General features: G+C 62.9%; 22 protein-coding genes. 12 read left to right on the top strand and 10 right to left on the bottom strand.

Annotated features, from left to right (window positions below):
- The first annotated feature begins 69 nt into the window (after positions 1–69).
- Entirely contained in the window at positions 70–528 is a 459-nt protein-coding gene (locus A477_RS0109400; RefSeq protein WP_026005487.1) for an Lrp/AsnC family transcriptional regulator, read from the top strand.
- A 6-nt stretch (positions 529–534) separates the two neighbouring features.
- On the opposite strand, the gene A477_RS0109395 is transcribed toward A477_RS0109400, so the two are convergent.
- The gene (locus A477_RS0109395) at positions 535–990 is read right to left on the bottom strand and encodes an Lrp/AsnC family transcriptional regulator (protein ID WP_017198754.1); all 456 of its coding nucleotides are present in this window, start codon (positions 988–990) and stop codon (positions 535–537) included.
- Positions 991–1,093: 103 nt separating this feature from the next.
- Between A477_RS0109395 and A477_RS0109390 the strand changes: the two genes are divergently transcribed.
- Positions 1,094–1,750, top strand: a complete 657-nt coding sequence (locus A477_RS0109390; RefSeq protein ID WP_017198753.1) for a LysE family translocator — start codon at positions 1,094–1,096, stop codon at positions 1,748–1,750.
- 34 nt (positions 1,751–1,784) lie between these two features.
- Here the strand turns inward: A477_RS0109390 and A477_RS0109385 are convergent, their stop codons facing one another.
- From A477_RS0109385 to A477_RS0109375, 3 genes are all read right to left on the bottom strand, one after another.
- Positions 1,785–2,252 carry an SRPBCC family protein gene (locus A477_RS0109385; RefSeq protein WP_017198752.1) on the bottom strand — a complete coding sequence of 156 codons (468 nt, stop codon included), beginning with the start codon at positions 2,250–2,252 and terminating at the stop codon, positions 1,785–1,787.
- Positions 2,249–2,635: an ArsR/SmtB family transcription factor gene (locus A477_RS0109380; RefSeq protein WP_017198751.1), complete on the bottom strand. Its 387-nt coding sequence runs from the start codon at positions 2,633–2,635 to the stop codon at positions 2,249–2,251. The genes A477_RS0109385 and A477_RS0109380 overlap by 4 nt, the downstream gene beginning before the upstream one ends.
- A gap of 106 nt (positions 2,636–2,741) precedes the next feature.
- A complete protein-coding gene (locus A477_RS0109375) occupies positions 2,742–3,713 on the bottom strand; it encodes a hypothetical protein (protein WP_017198750.1) in 972 nt (323 codons plus the stop codon).
- Between the two features lie 157 nt (positions 3,714–3,870).
- Here A477_RS0109375 and A477_RS0109370 point away from each other — a divergent pair, with 157 nt between their 5' ends.
- Positions 3,871–4,350: a DUF4383 domain-containing protein gene (locus A477_RS0109370; protein ID WP_017198749.1), complete on the top strand. Its 480-nt coding sequence runs from the start codon at positions 3,871–3,873 to the stop codon at positions 4,348–4,350.
- A gap of 167 nt (positions 4,351–4,517) precedes the next feature.
- On the opposite strand, the gene A477_RS0109365 is transcribed toward A477_RS0109370, so the two are convergent.
- The 4 genes from A477_RS0109365 to A477_RS0109350 form a co-directional block, all read right to left on the bottom strand.
- Complete coding sequence (locus tag A477_RS0109365; protein WP_017198748.1) at positions 4,518–5,333, bottom strand: IclR family transcriptional regulator; 816 nt, start codon at positions 5,331–5,333, stop codon at positions 4,518–4,520.
- Positions 5,334–5,422: 89 nt separating this feature from the next.
- Complete coding sequence (locus A477_RS0109360) at positions 5,423–6,679, bottom strand: aminopeptidase P family protein (RefSeq protein ID WP_017198747.1); 1,257 nt, start codon at positions 6,677–6,679, stop codon at positions 5,423–5,425.
- A gap of 28 nt (positions 6,680–6,707) precedes the next feature.
- On the bottom strand, positions 6,708–8,078 hold the full coding sequence (locus tag A477_RS0109355; protein ID WP_017198746.1) for an MFS transporter: 1,371 nt from the start codon (positions 8,076–8,078) through the stop codon (positions 6,708–6,710).
- A gap of 583 nt (positions 8,079–8,661) precedes the next feature.
- Entirely contained in the window at positions 8,662–9,333 is a 672-nt protein-coding gene (locus tag A477_RS0109350) for a GntR family transcriptional regulator (protein ID WP_017198745.1), read from the bottom strand.
- A 151-nt stretch (positions 9,334–9,484) separates the two neighbouring features.
- On the opposite strand from A477_RS0109350, the gene glyA reads away from it, so the two are divergent.
- Genes glyA through purU form a run of 7 tightly spaced genes read left to right on the top strand, consistent with a single transcriptional unit; the run spans position 9,485 to position 18,448 of the window.
- Positions 9,485–10,888, top strand: coding sequence for a serine hydroxymethyltransferase (gene glyA, locus A477_RS0109345; RefSeq protein ID WP_017198744.1), 1,404 nt, complete (start codon positions 9,485–9,487; stop codon positions 10,886–10,888).
- Complete coding sequence (locus A477_RS0109340) at positions 10,885–12,105, top strand: sarcosine oxidase subunit beta family protein (protein WP_017198743.1); 1,221 nt, start codon at positions 10,885–10,887, stop codon at positions 12,103–12,105. The genes glyA and A477_RS0109340 overlap by 4 nt, the downstream gene beginning before the upstream one ends.
- Positions 12,106–12,126: 21 nt before the next feature.
- Entirely contained in the window at positions 12,127–12,555 is a 429-nt protein-coding gene (locus A477_RS0109335; RefSeq protein WP_017198742.1) for a sarcosine oxidase subunit delta, read from the top strand.
- 2 nt (positions 12,556–12,557) lie between these two features.
- Complete coding sequence (locus tag A477_RS0109330) at positions 12,558–15,503, top strand: sarcosine oxidase subunit alpha family protein (RefSeq protein WP_017198741.1); 2,946 nt, start codon at positions 12,558–12,560, stop codon at positions 15,501–15,503.
- Positions 15,496–16,155, top strand: a complete 660-nt coding sequence (locus A477_RS0109325; protein WP_017198740.1) for a sarcosine oxidase subunit gamma — start codon at positions 15,496–15,498, stop codon at positions 16,153–16,155. The genes A477_RS0109330 and A477_RS0109325 overlap by 8 nt, the downstream gene beginning before the upstream one ends.
- Entirely contained in the window at positions 16,155–17,546 is a 1,392-nt protein-coding gene (locus A477_RS0109320) for an L-serine ammonia-lyase (RefSeq protein ID WP_017198739.1), read from the top strand. The genes A477_RS0109325 and A477_RS0109320 overlap by 1 nt, the downstream gene beginning before the upstream one ends.
- 2 nt (positions 17,547–17,548) lie before the next feature.
- Positions 17,549–18,448, top strand: a complete 900-nt coding sequence (gene purU, locus A477_RS0109315) for a formyltetrahydrofolate deformylase (protein WP_017198738.1) — start codon at positions 17,549–17,551, stop codon at positions 18,446–18,448.
- A 93-nt stretch (positions 18,449–18,541) separates the two neighbouring features.
- Here purU and A477_RS0109310 read toward each other — a convergent pair whose 3' ends face one another.
- Positions 18,542–20,017 carry a PucR family transcriptional regulator gene (locus tag A477_RS0109310; RefSeq protein ID WP_017198737.1) on the bottom strand — a complete coding sequence of 492 codons (1,476 nt, stop codon included), beginning with the start codon at positions 20,015–20,017 and terminating at the stop codon, positions 18,542–18,544.
- A 108-nt stretch (positions 20,018–20,125) separates the two neighbouring features.
- Between A477_RS0109310 and A477_RS0109305 the strand changes: the two genes are divergently transcribed.
- Positions 20,126–21,670: a purine-cytosine permease family protein gene (locus A477_RS0109305; protein ID WP_017198736.1), complete on the top strand. Its 1,545-nt coding sequence runs from the start codon at positions 20,126–20,128 to the stop codon at positions 21,668–21,670.
- Entirely contained in the window at positions 21,667–22,614 is a 948-nt protein-coding gene (locus A477_RS0109300; protein ID WP_017198735.1) for a polysaccharide deacetylase family protein, read from the top strand. The genes A477_RS0109305 and A477_RS0109300 overlap by 4 nt, the downstream gene beginning before the upstream one ends.
- A 6-nt stretch (positions 22,615–22,620) precedes the next feature.
- On the opposite strand, the gene A477_RS0109295 is transcribed toward A477_RS0109300, so the two are convergent.
- Positions 22,621–23,124 (bottom strand): DUF456 domain-containing protein, encoded by a 504-nt coding sequence (locus tag A477_RS0109295; protein ID WP_017198734.1) that lies wholly within the window; start codon positions 23,122–23,124, stop codon positions 22,621–22,623.
- Positions 23,125–23,131: the final 7 nt, after the last annotated feature.

The following is a 23,131-nucleotide window of genomic DNA, read 5'->3' as shown; positions in this document are numbered from 1 at the left end:
CAACGGACAACATTATGATTGATCGATCTGATCAGTCACACGTGAAAAGCTCGAAAGGAAGTGGTCACTTTGCAGGAACTCGATGCCACGGACCGTCGGGTCCTCGCCGCCCTGGACGACGACCCCCGCGTGCCCATCATGGTGTTGGCCCAGAAACTGCACCTGGCCCGGGGGACAGTCCAGTCGCGCCTGGAGCGGATGACGGCGTCCGGAGCCCTCCGCCCCAACAGCAGTCGCGTCCTACCCTCGGCATTGGGACGTGGCGTGGCTGCCGCTGTCAGTGCCGAGCTCGATCAAAGCCACCTGAACGAGGCTATTGCCGCCCTGCGAGAGATCCCCGAAGTTCTCGAATGCCATGCTCCCGCCGGCGATACAGACCTCATCATCAGGGTGGTAGCCAAGAGCCCGGACGACCTCTACCGGGTTTCCGAGGAAATCCGACTGTGCCCGGGGATCGTGCGAACGTCCACCAGCATGTTCCTCCGGGAAGTGATTCCATACCGGACCACTGGACTGCTGGCAGAGTAGGTCTTCTCAGACCGGCGGGCCTATGTTGGTTTTCAGGTTCTTCATGACCAGCGTTGACGTGAGGCGTTCCACCGCGGGAAGTGCCGCGAGCTCGTCGTCATAGAAGCGCTGATACGCGGGCAGGTCCGCGGCAATAACCTTGAGAAGGTAATCAGGGGATCCGAAGAGCCGCTGGGCCTCCACAATGTTGGGGCTGGCAGTCACACGCTCTTCAAACTCCGCCATGATGGTGCGCTCCACCTGTTTGAGCGTGACAAAAACAATCGCTTCAAAGCCCAGGCCCACCGAAGCAGGATCGATGTCTGCACGGTAGCCGCGGATCACCCCTGAGGACTCCAGATCGCGGAGCCTCCGATGACATGGAGCCACAGTCAAACCCACCTTGGACGCAAGGGCTGTGGCAGTCATCCGGCCATCCTCTTTGAGGTGGCGCAAAATAGTTCTATCAATTCCATCGATCACGCAATTATCTTACCGAGAAGAGCTTCTTGCGGGCTAAATATGGAAACACTTATGGGCCAATTTTCCCTAGAGTTTTCCTACCACCTAGCCCTGGAGAGAAAACGTGAACCCGCAGCTGTTCCTCGCCTTCATGCTCGTCGCCGTCAGCTTGGCGTGCACGCCCGGCGTCGACTGGGCGTACTCGATTTCGGCGGGCCTCCGTCAGCGCAGCTTCGTCCCTGCCGTCGCTGGCTTGTGCAGCGGCTACGTCATCCACACTTTGCTGATGATGGCAGGACTGGCGGCCCTCTTGGCCGGAGTTCCAGGACTGCTGGGGTGGTTGACCATCGCGGGAGCTGGCTACCTGCTGTGGCTCGGCGTCGCTACCCTCCGCTCGTGGCGAGGCGCCAGCTTCAGTGCGGAAGGCGGCGTCGTGCATTCCGGAAACCAGCTCCGCACCTTCCTTCAAGGCATGGGCACCAGCGGGATCAACCCAAAGGGCCTGCTCTTCTTCGTGGCGCTGGTACCGCAGTTCGTCAGCCCAGAGGCAGCGCTGCCTGTTCCTGTCCAGTCGGGCTTGCTGGGCTTGACCTTCGTGTTCCTCGCCGGGGCGGTTTACACCGCCGTCGCACTGACCTCCAGGAAGCTGCTGGCCTCCCGGCCCGGTGCCGCCCGGGTTGTAACCCTGGTCAGCGGAATCATCATGATCGGACTCGGGACGGTGCTGCTGTCAGAGCAACTCCTGCCGCTTCTGCCGCAGTTCCAGGCCGCAAGCAGCTAAGCGACAGGCCGCAAGCAGCTAAGGGACAGGGCGGCTAGGCGGCGAGGAGTTCGTCAAGCCGCTCGTATCCTTCGATGACGCCGTAGTCCATCCCGGTAGCCAAGGCCATATCGCGTGCTTCAACCGAGGGGTAGACCTCGTGCGCCGACATCCTGGTCCTGCCGTCGATTTCCTCAAACGTTGTGGTGCTGATGACCACTTGGTTGGGCGCCCCTTCGAACTCGATTGTCTGGATGATCAACGCGTCGGCCTCGACCGTGTGAAAGACGCCCCGGAATCCATACATCCCGCTGTCGTCACCGTTTTCATACCGCCAGCTGCCGCCGGTGACGGCGTTGTACTCAGAAATTTTCGTCACCGTGCTGCGCGGGCCCAGCCATTTGGCCAAGAGGTCCGGGTCAACGTGGGCTTTGAAAACTGCACTGACCGGGGCATCGAATTCGCGGACTGTATCAACGAACGGGACGCCACTATCAGCGGTGATTGTTGTTGGATTGCTCATTTCAGTTCCTCTTTCTTCTTTGCAGGTGTGTTCTCTTGGTCATGGTGGGAGACGCTGGCGCCAAGCAGCTGGTCCAGCTGGCGGAAGCGGGACTCGGCGATCAGCCGGTACTGGTCAATCCAAGCCGTCAGTCGTTCCAGGGCTGCCGCATCCAAATGGACCGGCCTGCGCTGCGCGTCTCGGGAACGGGTAACCAAACCGGCATGCTCCAAGACGTGGATGTGCTTGGATACCGCCTGCTTGGTGATGGCGAATGGTTCGGCCAGCTCATTGACAGTGGCGTCCCCCCGGGACAGCCGGGCTACCATGGCCCGCCTCACCGGATCCGCCAAAGCCATGAAGGCCCTGTCCAGGGATTCCGCCCCCGGGGCATCTTCTTCCATCTCCGCTCCATCCCGTCCATCAACCAACGCTAATCAACTTACTCATTGATCAACTGTTTGGTTGATTAAGAGAATACGCCTCTCTTCAGTACGGCACAAGGGATTTTTATTCGCCGCCCAGCTGCCTGAAGTCGTTCTCCCACAGGCGCCGCATCTCAGCGTCCTTGCGGATGACTTCCGAGGTCTCAAGCTCGGCAGGCGGGGCTGGCCGCCTGGATCGCGGAGTGAGCGTTCGGCGGCCTTGGTCAAGCGCAAGCAACGCCCTGTCGGTCAATGCATCATTCTTCAAGGCCAGGTTGGTTTTCCGACGCCGGAGGACTTCCTTCAGGGCAGCCTGCGCCGACTCGAAATCGCCGCGCGCCCGTTGCGACCGCGCCCGGATCAGCAACAGTGCGGCGGACAAGTCATCCGTGTTCAGCAAACCTTCGGTCCAAAGCACCACGTCGCGGTGGCGCTCCAAAGAGTACGCCGCCGTGCAGCGCGCCAACGCTGAAGGCAACGACGGCGGCAAAGTCACCACCGCTTCCAAGGCCGCCTCGGTCATCCCCATTTCCCGGAGGCAGTGGGACAATGCAAGAAATACGGATTCCTCGCTGAACAGGACTGGCACTTCGATGCGTTCTGCTACCTCGACTTTGGTGACCACCTGCCCAAGGTACGTAGCCGAGAACTGGCTGGCGTCGTCGTCGATCCTTGTTGTTAAACCGCGCTGCAGCAGCTCCGATGCCCTCAGGAATCCGCCGTGCTTGTACGCGAGAAGCCCCGCCATCACGTGGCATAAGCCGGCCCAGCCCGGAAAAGTACGGCCGAAAGCAAGAAGTCGGTCCGGCTCCGTGGACGTGAAAACGGCCTCATGCATGGCCTTGGCAGTCTTTGAGGACAGCATCTTCAACCGCGGGACATTCCCCACCACGGACAACCTCGCATGGTCGCGGCCGCTGAGGACCCCGGAAAGCACGTCATTGACGCCGTCTGCCAGGCCACGGACCGGCGTGCGGACGTAACCCTCACGGAACGGCGTGAGATCGCGGGTGTCATGGAAGATCGTGTGCACACGTCCGTTTGGAGCTTGGCTCATAAATCCATGCTAGCGGCCGCTGAACCGGGCTCATGCCCCTGCTATCAGAGGCATTTCAGGAGTATTATGGCGGCGTCGGCAAGGTTTTGCGACACTCCTTGCCGCAGGTCGGCTCTCCATGAGAAGAGCCGGGTAACAGCGTGAAAGGGAGGACTTGATGACCACCGCTTCGCACCCCGCCGAACACCACCACATGATGGGGTTGACGCTTCGCAACACCGCCATGGGCGTTGGCATTGTATTTCTGCTGGTAGGCATCCTGGGCTTCATTCCAGGAATCACTACCAATTTCGGCGCCATGACCTTTGCGGGACATGAATCCGGCGCCATGCTGCTTGGAGTCTTCCAAGTGTCCATACTCCACAACATCGTTCACCTGCTGTTTGGCGTGGCCGGCTTGGCCATGGCAAGGAACGCACGCATGGCTCGCCTGTTCCTCCTGGGCGGCGGCGCCGTGTACATCGTTCTTTGGATCTACGGCCTGGTCATCAACCAGGAAACGGCTGCCAACTTCGTCCCGTTCAATACGGCTGACAACTGGCTGCACCTGATCCTCGGCGTTGCCATGATCGGGCTGGGCGCCTGGCTCGGCAGGGATGCCATGGACGAAACAACCACAGCACGACGGAAGATGTAGACCTTCCGCGCGGCTTGTGAACAACGACGGCGACCGCTCCCTTTGAGGGGACGGCCGCCGTTCCGTTTCCCGCCTTCTTCCCCGCCGGGATGCCATTTGATGACCATGTCCGTTATCTACTGCCATCTCGACGGAGGTTTCGGGGGGCTCGACGACGGGCTGCCGGGCTACTGCGGGGCGCGGCCACCCAGGCGCGTGGTGACCTTGGCGGCAGCAGCGGCGCAGGCTTCACCGAGGCTGCTCAGGGTGTCCTGCGAAACACGGAATTTCGGCGCCGGAATGAGGACGGACGCAACGATGTCGCCGCGATGATCGTAAACGGGCGAGGCCACCCCCACTTCCTCAATGGATGTCTCCCCAAAGTTCACTGCCCAGCCGCGCTTCATGGACTCCCCCACCCGGGCCAGATAGGCCTCAATGGCGTCCTCGTCCAGACCCGGAAGGGTGATGGAACCGCTGCGCAACAACTGACGCACACGGTCCTCGTTCTCCGAGCCAAGGAACACCTGCACCGAGGAGCTCAGGGCTTCGTTGTACCTGGCACCCAGGGGAGCGAGGTGCTTGACCTGGTGACGGCTGGGGATCTGTTCCACACACATGGACTCGCTGCCGTTCCACACCATGAGCGCGCTGGTCTCCCCCGTCCGCTCAGTAAGTTCGCGAAGTACCGGGTAGGCCACGCGGCGCTCTTCGAGTTCCGCCAGGAGGGGGCCCGCCATGGCGATCATCCCCAAGCCCAAGCGGAACCTGCGCGAATCGACGTCGCGTTCTACAAGGTTTTCCTGTTCCAGCGTCGCCAGGATGCGGCTGACCGTGCTCTTGTGCAGGCCGATCCGCCCCGCGATTTCAGTGACTCCCAGAAGCGGTTCATCGGCTGTGAAGCTCCTCAACACGGCAATGGCGTTGACGATGACCGAGGTGTTTTTGCTGTCGCCGTTGCCGTTGCCGGTATCAGGAGCTTCGCTGGAATCAGTGGGAGTCATGGGTTCACTATATTTCGCCGGGACACGGGATTTGTTGGGGAAGGGACGTGCGGCCGGTGGACACCACGCTGTGTCCACCGGCCGGACCACTAGGCTCCGATGATGTTGTACTCGGGACCGAACGGGAACTTGGTGATGTTCTCCGCACCGTCCTCGCCCACCACCAGGATGTCGTGCTCGCGGTAACCGCCGGCCCCCGGCTGCCCTTCCAGCACGGTGATCATCGGTTCCATGGAAACCACCATGCCCGGCTCCAGCACGGTGTCGATGTCCTCGCGAAGTTCCAGGCCGGCTTCGCGTCCGTAGTAGTGGCTCAGCACACCGAAGGAATGACCGTATCCGAACGTGCGGTTGGCCAGGAGGCCGTGACTGACATAGATCTCGTTGAGCTCCGCGGCTATGTCCCTGCAGACGGCGCCAGGTTTGATGAGCTCAAGGCCGCGCTTGTGGACCTCCACGTTGATGTTCCACAGTTCCAAGGAGCGGGCATCCGGTTCGCCGTAGAACAGGGTCCGCTCCAGTGCCGTGTAGTAGCCGCTGGTCATGGGAAAACAGTTCAGGGACAGGATGTCGTGTTCCTGGATCTTCCGGGTGGTGGCCCAGTTGTGGGCGCCGTCGGTGTTGATGCCCGACTGGAACCACACCCACGTGTCGCGGATTTCCGAGTCCGGGAACGTGCGGGCGATCTCGTGAACCATGGCTTCGGTACCGATCAACGCAACCTCGTACTCGGTGATGCCTGCCGTGATGGCGTTGCGGATGGCCTCACCGCCCAAGTCGCCGATGCGGGCGCCGTGCTTGATAACCGCGATCTCCTCATCCGACTTGATCATGCGCTGACGCATCGCCGCCTGCGCGACGTCAACCAGCGTTGCTCCGGAGAAGGCCGCCTGGATCTTGTTGCGGTTGTCCAGGGGCAGCGAGTCATCTTCGACGCCGATGCGGCGCGGGTTGATGCCGCGGGTCCGCAGGACTTCCTGGATGGCGTGGATGTAGTTGTCCCGGCGCCAGTCCGTGTACACCAGGTTGTCGCCGTAGCTGCGGCGCCAAGGCATACCGGCGTCGATGTTTGCCGTAATGGTCACCGTGTCATCCTTGGTGACCACCATGCCGTAGGAGCGGCCGAAGTAGGTGAAGAGGAAATCGGAGTAGTACTTGATGGAGTGGTAGCTGGTGAGGATCACGGCGTCGAGGTCCTTCTCGGCCATGATCCGGCGGAGGCCGGCGAGGCGGCGCTCGAACTCCGCATCGGAGAAGGTCAGCGAAACTTTGTCGCCATTGTTGAGGACCTTGGTGCGCTCGAGCTTGGCGACATCATTGACGGACTCGTTCTGGGTGATGGTCATGGTGGTTCCTTTCAATGGGTGGGTTGTACTAGTCCTGCAGCAGAGGCTTCTTGGAAGTCTCGGCGGCGAACAGGACTGCGATGAGGGAAACTACGGCGGCGGCCACGAGGTACCAGCCGGGTGCCAGCTTGCTGGCGGTCATACCGATCAGGAGGGTGGCCATGAACGGCGCGGTGCCGCCGAACAAGGCGTTCGAGAGGTTGAAGCTGACGGCGAAGCCTGTGTACCGGACCTTCGTTGGGAAGAGTTCGGCGAGGAAACTGGGCAGCGTGCCATCGTTGAGGGTGAGCATTCCGCCCAGAAGGACCTGAACCAGGACGATCACCAGGAAGTTGCGGGTGTCCAGGAGCATGAACGCCGGCACTGTCAGCAGTATGAAGAGGACCGACGCCGTGATGAGCATGCGTTTGCGGCCAAACTTGTCCGAGGCAATGCCCGTCAGGAAGATGAATCCGATGTAGCTTGCCAGGGCAATGGTGGTGGCCAGGAACGATTCCGTGGCACCGAAGCCCAACTCCTCCGACAAGTACGTGGGCATGTAACTGAGGATCACGTAGAAGCCGACGGCGTTGAGCAGCACCGCGCCTGTGGCGATGATGAGCTGCTTCCGATACGTCCTGAACATTGCCAGGGCCGGGGCTTTGACACTGTTGTCCTTCTCGGCCAGTTCCCGGAACGCCGGAGTGTCCTCCAGCTTGGTCCGGATATACCTGCCGATCAGGCCCATGGGCGCTGCGAGCAGGAACGGCAACCGCCAACCCCAGTCGCCCAGCTGTTCGGCGGTGAGCATCGCGCTGAGGAGCGCGGCCAGCAAGGAACCAAGCAGCAGTCCCGCTGCGGTACTTGCAGGCACGACGGCGGCATACAGTCCGCGACGATTCGCAGGCGCATACTCCACCAGGAAAGCGGACGCACCGGCGTACTCACCTGCGGCGGAGAAGCCCTGCACCACCCGAACGAGCAGTAACAGGATCGGAGCCAAGACGCCGATGGTGGCGTAGCCGGGGATCAGCGCGATGCAGAAAGTGGCCACTGACATCAGGACGATCGAGAGGCTGAGGGCTTGCTTCCTGCCGAGGCGGTCGCCGATGTGGCCCCAGATGAAACCGCCAAGCGGCCTCACGAAGAAGCTGATGGCGAAGACACCGAACGTCGCGAGCAGTGCTGTTTGACGATCGGATTCCGGGAAGAAAACGGTTGAGATGGTGCCGGCCAGGTAGCCATAGACGGCGTAATCGAACCACTCAACAAAGTTGCCGATGAAGCTGGCAGTGACAACTCGTCGTCGAGTGTCCTTGCTCACCGTGTGGTTGGTTGTGTGATGGGGGCCAGGGGTGTGGTTGGGGCCGGAGGCGGGGAAAGTGCCTTGCTCGGCTGCCACAGAGGATTCATTGCTCATGTGTCCACCAAAATCTTTGGGGTTGCATTCAACGCAACGCTGTTGCACCAGACTATGTGTGAGCGACGCCACGGTCAAGGGATGTTTTTGTAGATTCTAGAAGTCACTCGTGCCGAACCGCACCGTCGGCCCCAAATGAACCTTGTTGCAACTATCACATCAGCGTTGCACCAAGCCAACCTCGCCTCATCCGACGCTCTCTCACATCCCGAGCCCTTCAACCAATCCCTCTCTCACTGGCTTGAAGAAAGCTGGCCGCCACCAGGCACCGGCAGCCTCAATGCCATAGCCCAAGTGCGCACACGGGCGAATGGGGCAGCACCCTATGGGCGCAAAAGGGAGGTGGGTCGGGCTCAAGCACGAGGCATGTGAGAGAGGGACCGGCCCAAGCACCCGGGATGTGAGAGAGGATCGGGAGGGGTGGGGTTATCCGGCGGCGCGCGTCTAAGGGAGGAACGACCGAGCGCGCTGAGGATGGACCCCACGACCAACGGGACATGAGAGAGGATCACGCCCAAGCACCCGGGACATGAGAGAGGATCACGCCCAAGCACCCGGGAGGTGAGAGAGCGTCGGGAGGGGGCTAGAGGACCTTGCGGATGGTCTCTTCGAAGCTCACCACGTGGTGCAGGGCGAGCTGGGCGGCGAGGTCTTCGTCGCCGTCGGCAATGGCGGTGAGGAGGTCCGCGTGTTCGGAGATGTGCCCGGATACTGAGGGCATCTTCTCCAGCATGTGGCACCAGATGCGCGTTGCGAGGTTGTCGTACCGGATGAGCACGTCCTCGAGGTGAGCGTTGGCGGAGGCTTTGTAGATGAGCCTGTGGACCTGGATGTCGTAGCGCATGAGTTCCTGGGAGGAATTGTCCTGTCCCTCAAGATCACGGATGGCAGCTGCGACGGAGCGGAGTTCGGAACGCATTGCGGGGCTGGCCATGCGGGCGGCTTTGCGGGAGGCCAATGGTTCCAGGAGCTCGCGGATTTCGGAGACTTCAGCGAGTTGGGTGATGTCCACGCCGGTGGCAAAGGTGCCGCGGCGGGGGTAGGACACCACGAGGTGATCGCTTTCGAGCCGCTTGATGGCTTCGCGGACGGGCGTGCGTCCAATGCCGAGTTCCAGGGCGATCTGCCCGTCGTTGATGGGATCACCGGGCTTGATGTCCAGCATGATGAGCCTGTCGCGCAGCAGTAAATAGGCGTTCTCCGCGAGGGACGTACCCTGCGGGGCTGATTCCAGTGCTTCCAGTGCGGCGCTCATTGTTCTCTCCCCGTTGTCTCAACCACGGTCCCACGGATGAGTTTCCCAGACCTGTTGACGACTATGTGATCTCCAACATACTATGGCAATAGTTCTAATATATCAGTTGCCTAACAGTCGGCCACTAGACAAGCTTTTGAAGGAGAACACCATGGTTGAACCGCTGATCCGCCCGCTCGCACAGGCGGACCCGGAGGTCGATCAGGCGATCGCCCAGGAACTCATCCGCCAGCAGTCCACGCTGGAAATGATCGCCTCTGAAAACTTCGCTCCCACGGCCGTCATGGAGGCTCAAGGATCGGTTCTGACCAACAAGTACGCCGAGGGCTACCCGGGCAAGCGCTACTACGGCGGCTGCGAGCACGTTGATGTGATCGAACAGCTCGCCATTGACCGTTTGAAGGCCCTGTTCGGCGCAGAGTTCGCCAACGTCCAGCCGCACTCCGGCGCCCAGGCCAACGCCTCGGCCATGCACGCACTGATCACCCCGGGCGACACCATCATGGGCCTGAACCTCGCCCACGGCGGGCACCTGACCCACGGCATGCGCATCAACTTCTCCGGCAAGCTGTACAAGGTTGTTCCCTACGGCGTCCGCGAGGACACCCACACCGTGGACATGGCCGAAGTTGAGCGCCTGGCACTGGAGAGCAAGCCGCAGCTGATCGTGGCCGGCTGGTCCGCGTACTCCCGCCAGCTGGACTTCGCAGAATTCCGCCGCATTGCAGACCTTGTGGGCGCCTACCTCATGGTGGACATGGCCCACTTCGCCGGCCTCGTAGCTGCAGGGCTCCACCCCAGCCCGGTCCCGCACGCGCACATTGTCACCAGCACAACCCACAAAACCCTCGGCGGCCCCCGCGGCGGCGTGATCCTCACCAACGACCCCGAGATCGCCAAGAAGGTCAACTCCGCAGTCTTCCCCGGCCAGCAGGGTGGTCCGCTGGAACACGTCATTGCCGCCAAGGCCGTGGCTTTCAAGATGGCAGCCGAGCCCGAGTTCCAGGAACGCCAGGTCCGCGTCCTTGAAGGCTCCAAGATCCTGGCCGAGCGTCTCCTCCAGGACGACGTAGCAGCAGCCGGCATCTCGGTTGTCAGCGGCGGAACCGACGTCCACTTGGTCCTGGCCGACCTCCGCCACTCGGTCCTCAACGGCCAGCAGGCCGAGGACACCCTGCACCGGATCGGCATCACGGTCAACCGCAACGCCGTCCCGTTCGACCCCCGCCCGCCAATGGTTTCGTCCGGCCTGCGCATCGGCACCCCGGCCCTCGCCGCCCGCGGCTTCAAGGCTGAGGACTTCACCGAAGTCTCGGACATCATTGCGACGGCGTTGATCGCCGCTGCGAACAGCGGAACCAACAGCGGCACCAAAGCAGGCGCTGAAGCAGGTGCCACCGAAGGTGACGTGACCCTGGACGAGACCACCGCCGTCGAGCTCCGCCGCCGCGTAACCACGCTGGCAGAGAAGTTCCCGCTGTACCCCCACCTGTCCAACAACGGCAATGGAGCCGGAACCGCAACCGAAGCAGAACTGATTGGAGCAGCCCAGTGAGTGCAGATCACCTCCCCGAGCACCCGGACTTCCTCTGGCGCAACCCGGAACCGAAGAAAAGCTACGACGCCGTGATTGTGGGCGGCGGCGGGCACGGCCTGGCCACCGCATACTTCCTGGCGAAGAACCACGGTATGACCAACATCGCCATCCTGGAAAAGGGTTGGCTGGCCGGTGGAAACATGGCCCGCAACACCACCATCATCCGTTCCAACTACCTCTGGGACGAGAGCGCGGCCATCTACGAGCACGCCCTCAAGCTCTGGGAAATCCTCCCCGAAGAGCTGGAGTACGACTTCCTGTTCAGCCAGCGCGGCGTCATGAACCTGGCCCACACCCTGGGCGATGTCCGTGAAAGCGTTCGCCGTGTTGGCGCCAACCGGCTCAACGGCGTGGACGCTGAGTGGCTGGATCCGGAGCAGGTCAAGGAACTCTGCCCCATCCTGAACATCAGCGACAACATCCGCTACCCCGTCATGGGTGCCACGTACCAGCCGCGTGCAGGCATCGCCAAGCACGACCACGTGGCATGGGCCTTCGCCCGCAAGTGCGATGAACTCGGTGTGGACATCATCCAGAACTGCGAAGTCACCGGCTTCATCAAGGACGGCAACCGGGTCACCGGGGTCAAGACCACCCGTGGCACCATCAACACCGAAAAGGTGGGCCTCTGCGCCGCAGGCCACAGCTCAGTCCTGGCGGAAATGGCCGGCTTCCGCCTGCCGATCCAGTCGCACCCGCTCCAGGCACTGGTGTCCGAACTGCACGAGCCGGTCCACCCCACTGTGGTCATGTCCAACCACGTCCACGTGTACGTTTCCCAGGCCCACAAGGGCGAACTGGTGATGGGCGCCGGCGTGGACTCCTACAACGGCTACGGCCAGCGCGGCTCCTTCCACGTGATCGAGGAGCAGATGGCAGCAGCCGTTGAGCTCTTCCCGATTTTCGCCAGGGCCCACGTCCTCCGAACCTGGGGCGGCATTGTGGACACCACGTTGGATGCCTCGCCGATCGTTGGCCTCTCCCCGGTGGAGAACATGTTCGTCAACTGTGGTTGGGGAACTGGCGGCTTCAAGGGCACCCCGGCAGCGGGCCTGACCTTCGCGCACACCATCGCCACCGGCGCTCCGCACAAGCTGAACAAGCCCTTCGCCTTGGAACGCTTCGAGACCGGCGCCTTGATCGACGAACACGGCGCCGCAGCCGTGGCCCACTAGCCAGGACAGGACAGGAAAGACATGCTCCTCATTTCATGCCCCAACTGCGGGCCACGCGACGAAACCGAATTCCACTACGGCGGCCAAGCACACGTTGCCTACCCGGAGAGCCCCAATGACCTCACGGACCGTGAATGGGCTGAATACCTGTTCTACCGCGAGAACACCAAGGGCACCTTCGCCGAACGCTGGGTTCACAGCACCGGCTGCCGCCAGTGGTTCAACATGCTCCGAGACACCGTGAGCTACGAGATCCACTCCATCTACGGGATGGGCCAGCCCCGGCCGGACATCAAAGTCCCCGGCCAACGCAGCGAACCGGACAAGCCGGGCGAGTTCACCCAGACCGGTGAATTCGGCCAAACCGAGCCAGGCCTCGCACCCGGCGCCCCCACCACCGGCGTCCCGATCTCCGGCGCCACAGCACCCACCTCCTCGGAAGGAGTCTAGAAGTGACCAGCAAGAACGCACGCCTCGCCACCGGCGGACGCATCGATCGCAGCATCTCTTGGCGCTTCACCGTGGACGGTCAGGAATTCACCGGTCACCCGGGTGACACCATCGCTTCGGCGTTGCTGGCCAACGGCCACATCAACGCCGGCAACTCACTCTATGAGGACCGCCCCCGCGGCATCATGGCAGCCGGCGTCGAAGAGTCCAACGCCCTGGTCAAGATCGCTCCCCGCTTCCGCGGACATGTCGCCGAGTCCATGCTTCCCGCCACCGCAGTTTCATTGGTGGACGGCATGAACATTGAGCTCCTCTCCGGCCTGGGCAAGCTTGACCCCAATGAGGACAAGGCCGAGTACGACAAGAAGTACGTCCACACAGACGTCTTGGTAGTTGGCGGTGGCGTTGCCGGCCTGGCAGCAGCCCGCGAAGCGGTCCGCACCGGCGCCCGCGTCATCCTGATCGACGACCAGCCCGAACTTGGCGGATCACTTCTCTCCGGTTCCACTGCCCCTGAATTGGCCGAACAGATCGAAGGCAAACCAGCCCTGGAGTGGGTTGCTGACGTGGAAGCCGAGCTGGTCTCCGCCGGCGAATGCACGGTGCTGAACCGCACCACCGCGTTCGGCTCCTATGACTCCAACTACTTCATCGCAGCCCAGAACCGCACGGACCACTTGAGCGTTCCGGCAGCTTCGGGTGTCTCCCGCCAACGTATTTGGCACATCCGTGCCAAGCAGGTTGTCCTGGCTCCCGGCGCCCACGAGCGTCCCTTGGTGTTCGAGAACAACGACCGTCCGGGCATCATGCTCGCCTCGGCCGCCCGCACCTACCTGAACCGTTACGCCGTGGCAGCCGGTTCGCGAGTGGTCATCAGCACCACCAACGACTCCGCTTACGCTCTTGCCGCTGACCTGAAGGCGGCAGGCGTGGCGGTTGCCGCCGTCGTCGATGCCCGTCCGCAGATCAGCGCCAAGGCCGCCGCCGCCGTCGAGTCCGGTGTCCGGGTGCTCATCGGCAGCGCCGTGGCTGACACGTCGGCAGACGAGAATGGCCGCCTGAATGGCGTCACCATCCGCAGCATCAACGACGACGGCGAACTCACCTCGGGCGTCGAACAGCTGGCTGCCGATCTGCTTGCAGTTTCCGGTGGTTGGAGCCCGGTGGTCCACCTCCACAGCCAGCGCCAAGGCAAGCTGCGTTGGGATGACGAGCTCGCAGCGTTCATCCCTGCCGGTCCGGTTCGCGACCAGCAGGTTGTGGGCGCGGGCCGTGGCAGCTTCGAACTTCAGGACTGCCTGGCAGAGGGTATTTCGGCAGGGGCAGCAGCTTCCATCGCCGCTGGCTTCGAATCCGCAACCACACCGGTGGAGCTGCAGGCTCCCGTGGCCAGCGCACCGAGCCGCCAGCTGTGGCTGGTCCCCGGCCAGACCGGTGAGCCCGGCGAATGGCACCACCACTTCGTCGACTTCCAGCGCGACCAGTCCGTGGCCGATGTCCTCCGCTCCACCGGAGCGGGCATGCGGTCCGTGGAACACGTCAAGCGGTACACCTCCATCAGCACGGCCAACGACCAGGGCAAGACCTCCGGCGTCAACGCGATCGGCGTCATCGCCGCAGCGCTGAAGTTCGGCGGAGCCGAGAACATCCCGGGCGTCGGGGAAATCGGGACCACGGCTTACCGTGCACCGTTCACCCCCGTGGCCTTCGCAGCCCTGGCCGGCCGCCAGCGCGGCGAACTGTTTGATCCCGCCCGCGTCACCTCCATCCACCCGTGGCACGTTGCCCAGGGCGCACTGTTCGAAGACGTTGGACAGTGGAAGCGCCCTTGGTACTACCCGCAGGCCGGGGAGGACATGGACACGGCAGTTCTGCGCGAATGCGCAGCAGTCCGCGATTCCGTGGGCTTCATGGACGCCACCACGCTGGGCAAGATCGAGATCCGCGGTAAGGACGCCGGCGAATTCCTGAACCGTGTGTACACCAACGCGTTCAAGAAGCTCGCCCCGGGATCCGCCCGCTACGGTGTCATGTGCACCCTGGACGGCATGATCTTCGACGACGGCGTGACCCTGCGCTTGGACGATGACCGCTACTTCATGACGACCACCACCAGCGGCGCTGCCAAGGTGCTGGACTGGTTGGAAGAGTGGCACCAGACGGAGTGGCCGGAACTCGATGTGGTCTGCACATCCGTCACGGAACAGTGGAGCACCATCGCCGTCGTCGGCCCGAAGTCCCGCGCAGTGATCGCAAAGGTTGCTCCGCAGCTCGCTGAAAACGGCGGCCTGGACGCTGAAGCCTTCCCATTCATGACGTTCCGCGAAACCACGCTGGCCTCAGGAGTGCAGGCTCGCGTTTGCCGCATCTCCTTCTCCGGCGAACTGGCCTACGAAATCAACATCCCGTCCTGGTATGGGCTCAACACCTGGGAAGCGGTCGCTGCCGCAGGTGCCGAGTTCAACATCACCCCTTACGGCACCGAAACCATGCACGTTCTCCGCGCCGAAAAGGGCTACCCGATTGTCGGGCAGGACACTGATGGCACGGTCACACCGCAGGACGCCGGCATGGACTGGATCGTCTCCAAGGCCAAGGACTTCATCGGCAAGCGCTCCTACCTCCGGCAGGACGCAAGCCGTGAGGACCGCAAGCACCTGGTGAGCGTCCTCCCCGTGGACCACTCGCTCCGTTTGCCCGAAGGAACACAGCTGGTGGAAAAGGGCATCCCGGTCAACCCGGCCAACGGACCCGTCCCCATGGAGGGCTTCGTGACCTCCAGCTACCACAGCGCCGCACTGGGCCGTTCCTTCGCCCTGGCACTGATTCAAAACGGCCGCAACCGCATCGGCGAGACCCTGGTGGCCTCACTGGGAGACCAATTGGTGGACGTGGTTGTTGGCGAAACCGTACTTTTCGATGCTGAAGGGACCCGCAAAGATGGCTGAAACAGCAACACCAGCAGAAACCGCACACGTCGATCGCGTCCGGGGTGCCCGCCGCAGCCCGGCCGAACACCTCGCTGAGGCTTTCACTTCCGGCTCCGTGCCGGGCACGGTGACGCTCACCGAAATCCCGTACCAGACCATGGTGGGCGTCCGGGTTCACCCCGCGTCCGACGCCGGCTCCCGGGTTGCGTCCGTAACCGGCGGCTTGCCTGCCACCTGCGGTGCAGTGACGGGCAGTGCGGTATCCGGCAAGGATTCCGTCAACACCCTGTGGCTCGGCCCCACCGAGTTCATGGTGGTGGCACCCGAGGAAGCCCACGATTCCCTGGGCGGATCCCTGGTCAGCGATCTGACCACGGCGCTGGGAAACGACGCCGGCCAGGTGGTGGACTTGTCCGCCAACCGCACCACGTTCGAGCTCTCCGGCAGCCACGCCCGCGCAGTGCTGGAGAAGACTTGCGCACTGGACTTGCACCCTCGCGTCTTCAAGGCCGGCACCGCAGTCTCCACTGAGCTCGCGCACATTCCGGTGATGCTCTGGAAGACCTCGGACGAGTCCTACCGGATCTTTCCCCGGGCCTCGTTTGCCGACTTCCTGGGACGCTGGCTCCTCGACGCCATGCGGGAGTACGCCTCCCCAGAGGTCCCCTAATGGCACTTAGTGTGCTTGACCTGTTTTCTGTTGGCATCGGGCCGTCGTCTTCACACACGGTTGGCCCCATGCGTGCGGCAAAGCAGTTCACGGACGGTCTCGAATCGTCCGGCCAGCTCCCGGCTACGGTGCGCGTCCAGGCTGAGCTTTTCGGCTCCCTGGGCGCCACCGGCCGGGGCCACGGCTCAGACAAGGCCGTGGTGCTGGGGCTGCAAGGCCACTCCCCCGAAACCGTGAACACCCACACCGCCGACGACCAGGTGGCGGCCGCTGCACTCGACGCGGAACTTCGCTTGGGCGGCAACCACCGCGTGGACTTCAACTGGGACGAGGACGTAGTCCTCCACCGCCGCAAATCGCTGCCGGCACACCCCAACGGCATGACGTTCCGCGCGTTGGACCACACGGGCGGCGTGCTCCGGGAACGCAGCTACTACTCCATCGGTGGCGGCTTTGTGGTGGACGGGGACGTCTCCGGTGCAGACAAAGTGGTAGCCGACGACACAGTTCTCCCCTACCCCTTCACCACTGCAGACGAACTCCTTGCCATCTGCCTCCGCGAGGGCAAGTCCATCTCGGACATCATGCTGGCCAACGAACTCGTGTGGCGCTCCGAGGAGGAGCTGCGTGAGAAGTTGCTGGGCATCTGGGCTGTTATGCAGGAATGCGTTGACAACGGCTGCTCTGCCGAGGGAATCCTGCCGGGAGGCCTGAAGGTCAGGCGACGGGCGCCGTCGTTGTTCAAGAAGCTCTCCGAAACTGACGCAGACCTGAACGGTGCGCACTCTGCCGATCCGCTCCTCGCCATGGAATGGGTGAACCTGTTCGCCTTGGCTGTGAACGAGGAGAACGCCGCGGGCGGCAGGATCGTCACCGCGCCCACCAATGGTGCCGCCGGAATTGTCCCCGCAGTCCTGCACTATTACACAAAGTTTGTTCCGGGAGCCAACGACGACGGTGTCGTGCGCTTCCTGCTGGCGGCGGCCGCCGTCGGAATCCTGTTCAAAATCAACGCGTCCATCTCAGGTGCCGAGGTGGGCTGCCAAGGTGAAGTGGGCTCCGCCTGCTCCATGGCGGCGGCCGGCCTCTGCGAAGTCCTGGGTGGAACGCCCGGGCAAGTGGAAAATGCCGCCGAAGTGGGCATCGAACACAACCTCGGCCTCACCTGCGATCCCGTGGGCGGGCTGGTGCAGATTCCCTGCATCGAACGCAATGCGATCGCCAGCGTCAAGGCCATCAACGCCGCCCGCCTTGCCCTGCATGGCGATGGCAGCCACAAAGTGTCCCTGGACAAAGCCATCAAGACCATGCGCGAGACAGGCGCTGACATGAAATCCAAGTACAAGGAGACCTCCCGTGGAGGCCTCGCCGTCAACGTAGTGGAGTGCTAGCCATGACTGCCATCCAAACTGAAACTTCCGCCAATTCCTCTGTTGAGACCACGGTGGAGCACGTGCTCACGCTCGACTGTCCCGAAGGTCCCGGAATCGTGCACGCTGTGTCCGGCTTCCTGCTGGAGCACGGCTGCGACATCATCGACAACAAGCAGTTCGGTGATCGCGCCGAGGGCCACTTCTTCATGCGGGTCCACTTCGCGTCGACCGGCGATGAATCCACTGTTGACGAGCTGCGTTCTGCGTTCTCTCCCGTTGGCGAGAAGTACGGCATGAACTGGCAACTGGAGCAGCAGGGGTACAAGCGACGTGTGCTGATCATGGTCTCCAAGTTCGGGCACTGCTTGAATGACCTCCTGTTCCGCGCACGGATTGGCGAGCTCCCCATCGATGTAGTGGGCGTGGTGTCCAATCACACCGACCATCAGGGTTTGGCGGAGTGGCATGGGATCCCGTTCTTCCACATCCCTGTCACTGCAGCCACCAAGCCGGCAGCCGAGGGGCGCTTGCTGGAGATCATTGACGAGCTGGACGTGGAACTCATTGTGCTGGCGCGTTACATGCAGGTCCTCAGCGACGACCTGGCCCGCAAGCTGGACGGCCGCGCCATCAACATCCACCACTCGTTCCTGCCGAGCTTCAAGGGCGCCAAGCCCTACCACCAGGCCTACGCACGTGGTGTGAAAACTGTGGGCGCCACAGCCCACTACGTGAACGGCGAGTTGGATGAAGGTCCCATCATCGCCCAGCAGGTAGTGGAAGTGGACCACACGTTCGGGCCGGACGATCTCGTAGCCGCCGGCCGGGACACCGAATGCAAGGCCCTCAGCAACGCCGTTCGCTGGCACTGCGAGGGGCGGATCATCCTGAATGGGAACAGGACGATCGTGTTGAAGTAGGGCCCTGCAAGCACCCATTTCGATGGTTCCCTGCGCAGACGCTGTTGCGAACGGCGGTGTGTGCAGGGAACCATCGAATTGGCGTTTAAGGGCCTACAACCGAGCAAGTCGCGTTGCCAGATGCAGGGCAGCCAGCCTGCCGGTTCCCCGCGGATCTCCACCACAGAGTTCAAAAATCCGTTGGAGCCGGTGGTGCAGCGACTGCCGTTCCAGGTGCAGTTCTCTCGCAGCCTGGGCAGTGTTACACCCGGTATCAAGCCAGATGGCCAGGGTCCTCATCAGTTCGGACTTCTTCAGGCGATCATGCTCGACGACGGCACCCAGCTGCCGGTGGACGAACCGTTCACGCGTGGCCGGGTCCAGCGACTCTTGGGCAAGGAGCTCCACGGCCAGCGTGTCAGCGTCCACTACTCCGCCGCCGGCCGAGGGCAAATCCAGCGCGCGACGCGCCTCAGCCAAGGACCACGGCGCCTCACCGATTCCCCTGCCCAAAGGTCCGACAGCCACCAAGGATCCGGCGGGAACGTCCAGTTGACCAAGTGAATCCATAAGTGCACGGCGAGTGGCCGCCCCATCCCTCGCCGCACCTCCAACCAACGACGCGATGGCGATCAGTTCCGCATTATTGGCGTAGCTCGCACTGTGCGGCACACCTTCATGAAGCAGCGCGTCCACTGCCGGGCGAAGATGCCCGGCTGCGGTTGAACGAATCACTACGGCCGCCACCGCGCCCTTGACTGGGAATCCCGACGCCGGTCCGAGCTGCTGCAGCTGCCACTGCTGGCTCCCGGAACTGATGGCACGCATGAGTTCGATGCCAGCCAACTCCTTCAGCCCGGGCGGCATGCGTTGCAGCAACGCCAGCCCGAGGATGTCTACGGAGCGTTCGCCCGCCACCCGCGCGAGGCCGCTATCGCCGTCGTCCGGCATGTGCAGTTCAAGTCTGGCGGCGAGGACGCCGCGCACTGGCACATCCACCGTGGTGACGTTGCCGCCGTCGTCGAAAGATCCGGCGGCGCCCAGGGTGAGGCCCGACGGCGATACCAGCCTGGCGCTGGCACCTGTCCTTTCGGATAAGACAGCAAGGAGTTGGTCGAGCCCGGCTCCGTGGGCAAGTTCGGCGGCCATCGCATGGCTGGCTTGGTCGCCGCGTTGGAGGTGCTCCACGGATTCGCTCACCAGCAATGAGTTGATTTCCTGCATCACGCCAACAAAGGGAACCACCTGACGCAGCTCGATCACCGGAAGCCCGGCAGCCTCGGCAATGTCCAGCATGCCCTGGGGAACTTCGGGAAGAGCGGGACCAGTTTCCAGCGCTAACGCCGCGATCCCGCGTGCAGCGAGTTCGCGGACGTATTCGGCCCGCCGTTCATCGCTCACGGCAGCCAGTGCCTGGCCTCCGCTGAGGAGCAGTTCTCCGCCGCTGAGGAGAGGGGCAATGTCCAGAACCTCGCTGGAATGCACCCAGCGGACGGGCCTGGACAGCGCCTCAGGAACGCTGTTGAGGAGCCGCGGGTCGGCGGACTTCAAGCTTTGGTACTCCAAGGCTGCACCCAACAGGATTGGCATGACACTCCGTAAGGTATTGGCTCATTTGTTTAGACACATCGTATCTTGTTGCTGTGATGTGAGGCACATACGCTGAAAGGGTCCCTTTCATACACGGAGGCTCTCCCCATGCAAGACAACCTCTTCCCCTCATCTTCAGGCCCAGCGTCTTCAACCCCAGCACCGTCAGATCCGGCAACGGCGCCGGGGCATGACAGCGAGGCCTGGCTTCAGCCCATCCCCGAGTCCGACCGCACCCGCAAAGTTTCCGGACAGTTCTGGATCTGGGCGGGCGCCAACCTTGCCCCAATTAACTGGGTGCTCGGCGCCCTCGGCATCCATCTTGGCCTTGGTTTCGCTGACACCGTGATCGTGCTGGTGCTGGGCAACCTGATCGGCATGCTGCTGTTCGGCTGCTTTGTCCTCCTCGGTCAGAAGACCGGTGCCACGGGCATGGTGTTGGCCCGCGCGGCCTTCGGGCGTCGAGGCAACTACCTCCCTGCCGCCATCCAAGCTCTTCTGGTGATCGGCTGGTGCGCCGTCAACACGTGGATCATCCTGGACCTCGTGATGGCCCTGTTCGGAACGCTCGGCTGGGTGGATCCCGACGCCAAGAACTACGCCTGGAAGATCGGCGTGGCCACGGCCATCATGGCAGCCCAGGTGGCCATCGCCTGGTTCGGCTATAAGGCCATTGCGGCCTTCGAAAAGTGGACCGTGCCGCCCACCATCATCATCCTGGCCGTCATGTCATGCGTGGCCTGGTTCGGCATGAAGATCGACTGGGGCTACGCAGGACCCGCCGGCAACATCCTTGAAGGCTCTGAGCGCATCGCCGCCATGAGCGCCGTGATGACGGCAATCGGCATCGGCTGGGGCATCACCTGGTTCACCTATGCTGCCGATTACTCCCGCTTTGTCAGCACCTCAGTTCCCAAGCGCAAGGTCTATCTTGCTTCAGTCCTCGGGCAGTTCATTCCAGTGGTGTGGCTCGGCGTTCTCGGTGCAAGCCTTGCGACCAACAGCGGCGAGATCGACCCCGGCAAGTTGATCGTCCAAAACTTCGGCGTCCTTGCCCTCCCTGTCCTTCTGATGGTCTTGCACGGCCCCATCGCCACCAACATCCTGAACATCTACACCTTTTCAGTGGCCACGCAGGCCCTGGACATCAAGATCAGCCGCCGGAAACTGAACCTGTTCGTGGGCGTCTTCTCGCTCATCGCCGTGGTGTTCTTCATCTTCCAAGAGGACTTCGCGGCAGTGCTCGACGCTTGGCTGATTGGCCTGGTTGCCTGGGTGGCGGCCTGGGGTGGCGTGATGCTGGTCCATTACTTCTGGCTGGACAAGCGCTGGCCAGCCAAGGTGGACCGCCTCTTTGACCCCGTGGGAACGCACCGTCTGCCCGTCATCAACTGGGCCGGAATCGTGTCGCTCCTGGTGGGCATCTTCTCCACGTGGCTGTTCATGTACGGACTTGTTCCCGCCATGCAGGGCCCGGTAGCCGTGGCCTTGGGCGGCTGGGATCTTTCCTGGCTGGCCGGTGGACTCACCAGCGCGGCGAGCTACGCAGTTCTCGGCCCGCGGGCGCACAAAAAGTACGTCCTCGCGGGTTCCAATCACGTCCTCCTGACGCAACCCGCGCCTGCCCCGGCTGTTGAAAGGACCACAGCATGAACCAGCCCGCTTTCGCCGATTCGCTCCACCCGATCACTTGGCCCGAGGGCTACCAAGCTGCAGCATCCTTTACCTTTGACGTCGACGCCGAGTCCTGCACCATCGCCCACGACCCCACCAGCACCAAGCGCATGTCCCTCATGAGCCACCAGGCCTACGGTCCCAAGATCGCCGTGCCGCGCTTGCTTCAGATCCTGGACCGTCAGGACATCAAGGGCACGTTCTTCATCCCGGGTTTCACGGCGGAGAGCTACCCGGATGTGGTCCGCCGGATCGCTGATGATGGGCATGAGATCGCCCACCACGGATACCTTCATGAGCCCATGCAGGGCATCGACGCCGCCACCGAGGCAAGCTATCTTGACCGAGGCCTTGAAGCACTGGCCAGGGTGGCAGGAATCCGGCCATTGGGTTACCGGGCACCGTGGTGGGAGCTGAACTGGCAGTCGCCCGCACTGCTGGCGGACCGGGGCTTCCTTTACGATTCAAGCCTGCTCGACGGCGATGCCCCCTACCGGATGGCCGTGGCCGACGGCGATTCCCGTGACATGGTGGAGATCCCTGTGGATTGGGCGTTGGACGACTGGGAGCAGTACGGGTTCTACCCCGGAGTCACGGGCAGCGGAGTGATTGAGAGTCCCGCGAAGGCCCTGGAAATGTGGACGCTCGAAGCCCAGGCGCACCACTCCCAAGGCGGCTGTTTCGTCCTGACCAACCACCCGTTCATCTCTGGACGGCCATCCCGTGCGGTGGCCCTGGAGCAGTTGGTCGAACGGGTCAAGGACTTGGAGGGAATGTGGGTCACTACGCTTGCCGAGATCGCGCAGCACACCAAGGATTCCGTGCAGGAAGTCCACACCCACGCACGAATCGATGTTCCACTGTTCCCCGGAGCGGGAGCTACGTTCCGGCCGGCGCAAGTCCACCTGCCCGCAGGGTTTTGAGGTGGCTCAGCCGTTCACGGCGTTGATCCACACACCGATGATCCACGTACTGGCCGCAGCACAGGCGAGGCCGAACTCCACCAGGATCCCGATGCCGGTCGCTTTCAAAGCAGCGCCGCTCGAACGCACAGCTGTACGGAAGTCACGGGTCCGCTGGACTTCACTGAGGAGCAGCCCGACGGCGAACCCAACAAAGAGCCCCACCACGGGAATGACGAACATTCCCACAACACCCAGGACCACGCCGATCAGCACAGACCTGTTGGGGATGCCGTGTTGCTTCAGTTTCCGCCCGGTGAGCACGGCACTTGCTGCCATGCCGGCCACCACGAACAGCATGCCGACGGCGAAGATCACCCAGCCGAACGGACCGGCACCTCCCCAGATCGCCCAGGCCAGCAGGCTCGCGCCGATGAGGATACTGCCGGGAAGCACGGGAATGATGGTCCCCGCCACGCCTACCGCAATGGCCAGGCCGCACAGGATGGTCACAATAAGTTCGGCGTTCATGGCCTCA

This window comes from Arthrobacter sp. M2012083, from assembly GCF_000281065.1.
GTDB lineage: Bacteria > Actinomycetota > Actinomycetes > Actinomycetales > Micrococcaceae > Arthrobacter.
This window is presented reverse-complemented; position numbering and strand designations above follow the sequence as displayed.

Bases quoted from the DNA above. Each gene is read 5' to 3' on its own strand.
- A477_RS0109385 (WP_017198752.1), bottom strand. From the start codon at position 2,252: ATGAGCAATCCAACAACAATCACCGCTGATAGTGGCGTCCCGTTCGTT.
- A477_RS0109380 (WP_017198751.1), bottom strand. From the start codon at position 2,635: ATGGAAGAAGATGCCCCGGGGGCGGAATCCCTGGACAGGGCCTTCATG.
- A477_RS0109375 (WP_017198750.1), bottom strand. From the start codon at position 3,713: ATGAGCCAAGCTCCAAACGGACGTGTGCACACGATCTTCCATGACACC.
- A477_RS0109370 (WP_017198749.1), top strand. From the start codon at position 3,871: ATGACCACCGCTTCGCACCCCGCCGAACACCACCACATGATGGGGTTG.
- A477_RS0109365 (WP_017198748.1), bottom strand. From the start codon at position 5,333: ATGACTCCCACTGATTCCAGCGAAGCTCCTGATACCGGCAACGGCAAC.
- A477_RS0109360 (WP_017198747.1), bottom strand. From the start codon at position 6,679: ATGACCATCACCCAGAACGAGTCCGTCAATGATGTCGCCAAGCTCGAG.
- A477_RS0109355 (WP_017198746.1), bottom strand. From the start codon at position 8,078: ATGAGCAATGAATCCTCTGTGGCAGCCGAGCAAGGCACTTTCCCCGCC.
- A477_RS0109350 (WP_017198745.1), bottom strand. From the start codon at position 9,333: ATGAGCGCCGCACTGGAAGCACTGGAATCAGCCCCGCAGGGTACGTCC.
- glyA (WP_017198744.1), top strand. From the start codon at position 9,485: ATGGTTGAACCGCTGATCCGCCCGCTCGCACAGGCGGACCCGGAGGTC.
- A477_RS0109335 (WP_017198742.1), top strand. From the start codon at position 12,127: ATGCTCCTCATTTCATGCCCCAACTGCGGGCCACGCGACGAAACCGAA.
- A477_RS0109325 (WP_017198740.1), top strand. From the start codon at position 15,496: ATGGCTGAAACAGCAACACCAGCAGAAACCGCACACGTCGATCGCGTC.
- A477_RS0109320 (WP_017198739.1), top strand. From the start codon at position 16,155: ATGGCACTTAGTGTGCTTGACCTGTTTTCTGTTGGCATCGGGCCGTCG.
- purU (WP_017198738.1), top strand. From the start codon at position 17,549: ATGACTGCCATCCAAACTGAAACTTCCGCCAATTCCTCTGTTGAGACC.
- A477_RS0109310 (WP_017198737.1), bottom strand. From the start codon at position 20,017: ATGCCAATCCTGTTGGGTGCAGCCTTGGAGTACCAAAGCTTGAAGTCC.
- A477_RS0109305 (WP_017198736.1), top strand. From the start codon at position 20,126: ATGCAAGACAACCTCTTCCCCTCATCTTCAGGCCCAGCGTCTTCAACC.
- A477_RS0109300 (WP_017198735.1), top strand. From the start codon at position 21,667: ATGAACCAGCCCGCTTTCGCCGATTCGCTCCACCCGATCACTTGGCCC.
- A477_RS0109295 (WP_017198734.1), bottom strand. From the start codon at position 23,124: ATGAACGCCGAACTTATTGTGACCATCCTGTGCGGCCTGGCCATTGCG.